Genomic DNA, 4,638 nt, shown 5'->3' with positions numbered 1-4,638 from the left:
TGCAGGGCTTGATATCTAGCCGCTTCGCATAGAGAAGATCGACCTTCGCTCCAACTTCCTTCATGCCCTCTAGAAACGGCCTCAAGATTCGTTCCGTGTTTCCCTTCTCCATCTTGGGACTGCCGTTCACAGCCACAACCCTGGTCATTCCCTTGTTCTCCGTCGCGCCTTAAGGGAATGTGTCCCCTTAAGACTAAGCACGCGCCTGTGATCCAAATCCACATGATTTATTGACGGACTTCTGAAATCAGCTAGTTCCGCTTCTTGCCTGAGCAAATGATAGTATGTCTCCTCTTGAGTCGCAGCATGCTTCTTTGCGGGGTCCAGGATTCCATGATAGGAGTTATATAGAGTTGCAAAGCTAGTTGCGCCCAACCAGCTGATCCTGCAACCATAGGATGGAAGGCAGATGATACTTCGCAAGTCCACGATCAACGGAGGAGATCGGATTGCGTTGCGTGTATGTCAACGTGCATTCAGTCCAGTCTTGGTGCTTGTTCTGGTCTTCTCTTGTTGGCAGGTGAATCCTGCTGACGAACGGTCGAGAACGAGCTCATTATACTCCGACAAAGATGCTCACGTGAGTGGCATCTATGATCCTGTGGATCTCACACAGACGGGTCTGCTGAGATATGTGTTCCGTTCGGCGGTCGATGTGGGTCAGGAGAGCCAGGACTTCTACTTCACAGTTCCAGCGAGCAGCTCATACAGTCAAAATGGACCCTACCTTTCTGCCATTCTAGAATGGACTCCGCTGGGATCGATGTCCAACGACCTCGACCTGAGCGTCTGGAATTTGGTCAACGACCGCACCGGGGGCAGGACGGTGTCCGAGCCTTCTCTGGAAACATCTATTCCTGATTCCGTGTACCTTCCTTCTAACGAAAGTAGGGAGGAGATTGATGTTGACAATGTCTCCCAAGGCCTGGGAGGCCTTTGGAAGGCCAGCGTATTCTGCGTTCCATCATCTCCACATGGCGCTGTCTTCTCGCTAGTGGTCAGTATCAAGCTCGGAGACAAAGTGGGCATTCTCTCCGAACTCCAGCCTTTCGAGTTTAACGTGCCCTCGAACGCATACAGCCTGAGCGTCGACTTCGAGCATCTTGAATCGTTCAACTTCGACGTGAGCCTCTGGGACGGCTTTGGCAGGAGGACAGGAGGAGTCGTTGCAAGTACATCTGACGTCAGCAACTGGATTCCCAACGCGGTGTACTCCCCATCCACTGTGTCCTCAGAGAGCATAGTGGTCGAACCCGTGAGATCGACCGATGACGCCGAGCATTCGGGCGAGATATGGCGAGCTGTTGCGCACTACCTGTCCGGCCCACGCTTAGGATACTTCTCGATGGTCATCACCCTTGTGTTCGACTCCGATCACGACGGCGTCATCGATTCGAAAGATGTGGATCCAGTGACAGACCTCTGTGTCAGGCTCCTCGTGAAGAAGTTGAAGCATCTTGATCCGATTGATGAGGGGACTAATATCTGGGATCCTTACGTTCTGCTTGGAGTCGGCACAGCGGTTCCTCGCGACGAGATCGAGGGGGGTTCAGGAGACGCATGGGGGAGCAAGATGTGGAGCAGGAGCATCAGACACATTGTGCTCAACAGCGACTTCGTGGGCCAATACTCCATATGGAAGAACGTCCCGGACGATTCACCGACGGTCCCTCTCCTGATACAGGTATGGGACGACGACGGGTCTTCCTCCGACGACATATGTGACATCTCTCCCCTATCCGGCGGAGGCGACGAGAGAAAGCAAAACGGGAGCACCCTCCATGTCGTGTACGATCTTCTGGCCCAGCGGTTCTGGGGAGATGTCGACGTTGGTTACTCTTCGGGGGAGACTGATGGGTCTTACGGCGGCACAGCAGGGGCCGACGAGGACGATGTCTCAATCATATTCCAGATCACAACAGGCCGTGAGATCAGCTATGTGGACCGAACATATCTCGCAAATAGGTACGCTCCCGTGTTGCACCTGGATGAGTACGAGGACAGCGGGCCGCTCGAGACGTGGTCGATGCTCAACCAGTCGGAGCTGAAGAGGTCAGGAGTCAAGGAGCCTCTGTCGGAAAATCCAGTGCACGAATCGCTCCTGACCCTCGACTACGGCAAGACGTTCCTCGGGCTCAAGGAATTCAATGTCTCCGGCTACAGGAATCTCATCTACGCGAGGACCTTCACGTCTGACAACGACACCGTGGTCATCCAATACTGGTTCTTCTACCTCTACGATTCGTTGTCCCCGCACGAGGGGGACTGGGAGATGATCCAACTGGTCTTCGAGCAATGGTCTCGGGAAATGTCGCTGGACGAGCTAGAGCCAGTCAGCATCGCTTGCTCTCAGCACTACGATGGCGAAGTGAAGGAATGGGCGGATCCAACGGTCCTGAAGAACGGCACTCACCCACACATCTATGTTCAGCTCGGAGGGCATGCTTCCATGTTCTCCGGACCGGAAGTGCCAAACACAACGTATCCCATATGTATGATGTCCCCTTCGCCTTGGCTGGATTATACCGGCAAGTGGGGCTCCAGCAGCTGGAAGTTCGGGCCAGGAGGAAACAGCGTTCCAGGCCCAGTCTATAGGGCGAGCATGCACCGGAACTGGCTGGGAAGACCAACATCACCGATCGCGTACATGTGGCACGAGCCTCTGTATTGGATGGAGCGATTGCCATGAAGATACTGCGCATGATAGAGAGGATCGCGGAGAAGAAATGGATGCCTGAGGCGCTTCTTTCGGTGTCCGTCATATCGCTCTATCTGCCGTGGATCAACTACATCGTCTCTGCGGTCGAGCGGGGCGGTGGGGAGCTGCGGGTGGCCTTGTCCCTTCTCCTTGCCGTTGTTCCTGCGGCGTTGTACGCCTTGGCTATTCTGTCTTCGACTGTTGAGCACAAGCGCGTGACTCGGATCAAGACGTACTCATGGCTACTGCTTGCGCTTTTCGTTGCTCAGTTATCCATCATTGCGATAGCGTGGGTGGACGTGTTCGCCCTTGAGATTACTGGTGCGCTCCTTAGGTCCTACTTCTTCATGATCCCGACGCATTCCTTTTTGGTCCTCGTGGTCACGTTCATCGCATATCTCGCTGGGCCGAGATCGAAGATCTACGCACTAAGGATAGGTCTCGCACTGATTCTGATGCTGTTCTGCATCCTAGCCTTGGGTCGCGTGGGCTCCGTGCTGGCTACCTAAGTCCATGGCTACAGTGTCTTTCATGTGGCCCTCCTGCAGAGATTGAAATCGTGGAGAGCAGGATAGATTCCAGAGAAGACTTGAATTGTAGGGGTTTGGGAGAAAAGGGGATTGGAAGAAAGTAGGTGTGTGCCTACTTCTTCACAATCTTCATCCAGTCGCCGGACTCGTAGACTGCGAGCCTCCTCTTCCCGGAATCATGCAGATAACCCGGCATCGTTGGTTGGTCGCCGAGCTGCTCTCTGCCGAGATTGTCTTCAGTGGCAGGTGCCAAGGACTCCTGTCCTCTGACGGCCACGCCTTCAGAACCGATACCGGAATTCGGCGTGATGCCATTCGTGGTGATGGTCCTCTTGGTTGTGGTCGTGCTAGCAATAGAGGCGAGACGAAAGAGCGCATAGCGACCATGAAAGGCATCAGCATTTTCTATCGGTAAGAAAATGGAGGATGAATTCTTCACATTCTGTACCAGTAAACAATGAATCTAGCTTCAATCACCTGTAGATTATGGGCTGAAATCCGGGCCTACCTCGGTCCATTCCTCACTCACGTTTCGGCTCTCCCAAATCCGAGAACCTGAGATCGTATTTGACAAGACTGACTTAGAGATGCTGCGAACGTCGCTCGGGTCAGTGAAGTCCCATCACCTGCTCGCATACAGGAAGGACCGCAACATTGGTCCTGGTGAGTTCTCGCTCCATGCCTGCGACGTACTCCGACCCCATTGGCACGTCTGACTGCTCCCAGTCTTCGGTGGTCCTCGCCAGGATCACGAGGTCCGGCCTCACTCGGTCCACGATCTCCATGAAGTTGAGCGGTGTGATGTGCACGCGGAGATCTACGGAGCGTATGACGCCATCGACGACCGCGTTCGGCTTCTCGTGGGCGTCCGCCACGACAATCTGAATTTCCGGGTTTTTCCTCAACTGCTTTATCACCTGCGATCCGAGCCTTCCCGCACCTACTACCAACACCTTCATGGACACACCTCACATCATACGAACCCAAGCTCTACCATGATGAACACCATCAGCACGACCACTACGGCCGCGGGAATCGTGACCATCAGCCCTCCTCTTGCCAGGTCCCTCCTGGCTACCATTCCTGTTGAGAATATCAGCGTGAAGGGGGGAGTGCCTATGGGCGTGATGAACGAAAGCGATACCGATAGGCCGCACACGAGCACGAGAAACTTGAGGTCCACGCCCATGGCAGCTGCCACGCTTATTAGCACGGGAGCGAGAATCGCGGCGGTCGCGGTGTTGCTCATGAAGTTCGAGAGCGCGATGGATACCAGAGCGATCACGAGCATCACAAGCAGGATAGGCATGCCGCCTGTCGCGCCCGCAATCATGTCGGCCATCCACTGGGCTGCGCCGGACACCTGTAGCCCCTTCCCGAGCGCCAGTCCGGCGCCTATGATGAGGAAGA

5 protein-coding genes are annotated in these 4,638 nt (G+C 54.8%); 2 read left to right on the top strand and 3 right to left on the bottom strand.

Features of this window, described 5'->3' with window-relative positions; all coding sequences use genetic code 11:
* Window positions 1-580: 580 nt before the first annotated feature.
* The gene (locus KJ653_00225) at window positions 581-2,689 is read left to right on the top strand and encodes a hypothetical protein (protein MBU0684267.1); all 2,109 of its coding nucleotides are present in this window, start codon (window positions 581-583) and stop codon (window positions 2,687-2,689) included.
* Window positions 2,686-3,207 carry a hypothetical protein gene (locus KJ653_00220; GenBank protein MBU0684266.1) on the top strand — a complete coding sequence of 174 codons (522 nt, stop codon included), beginning with the start codon at window positions 2,686-2,688 and terminating at the stop codon, window positions 3,205-3,207. The genes KJ653_00225 and KJ653_00220 overlap by 4 nt, the downstream gene beginning before the upstream one ends.
* Window positions 3,208-3,340: 133 nt before the next feature.
* Here the strand turns inward: KJ653_00220 and KJ653_00215 are convergent, their stop codons facing one another.
* The 3 genes from KJ653_00215 to KJ653_00205 all read right to left on the bottom strand — a co-directional run.
* Complete coding sequence (locus tag KJ653_00215; GenBank protein MBU0684265.1) at window positions 3,341-3,505, bottom strand: hypothetical protein; 165 nt, start codon at window positions 3,503-3,505, stop codon at window positions 3,341-3,343.
* A 331-nt stretch (window positions 3,506-3,836) separates the two neighbouring features.
* Window positions 3,837-4,187 (bottom strand): hypothetical protein, encoded by a 351-nt coding sequence (locus KJ653_00210; protein ID MBU0684264.1) that lies wholly within the window; start codon window positions 4,185-4,187, stop codon window positions 3,837-3,839.
* A gap of 14 nt (window positions 4,188-4,201) precedes the next feature.
* A partial coding sequence (locus KJ653_00205; protein ID MBU0684263.1) for an anion permease occupies window positions 4,202-4,638 on the bottom strand: 437 nt, incomplete at its 5' end.

Source organism: Candidatus Thermoplasmatota archaeon, assembly GCA_018814355.1.
In the GTDB taxonomy this organism is placed as follows: domain Archaea; phylum Thermoplasmatota; class Thermoplasmata; order UBA10834; family UBA10834; genus COMBO-56-21.
The sequence above is the reverse complement of the archived record's forward strand: the minus strand, read 5'-3'. Positions and strand labels throughout refer to the sequence as shown.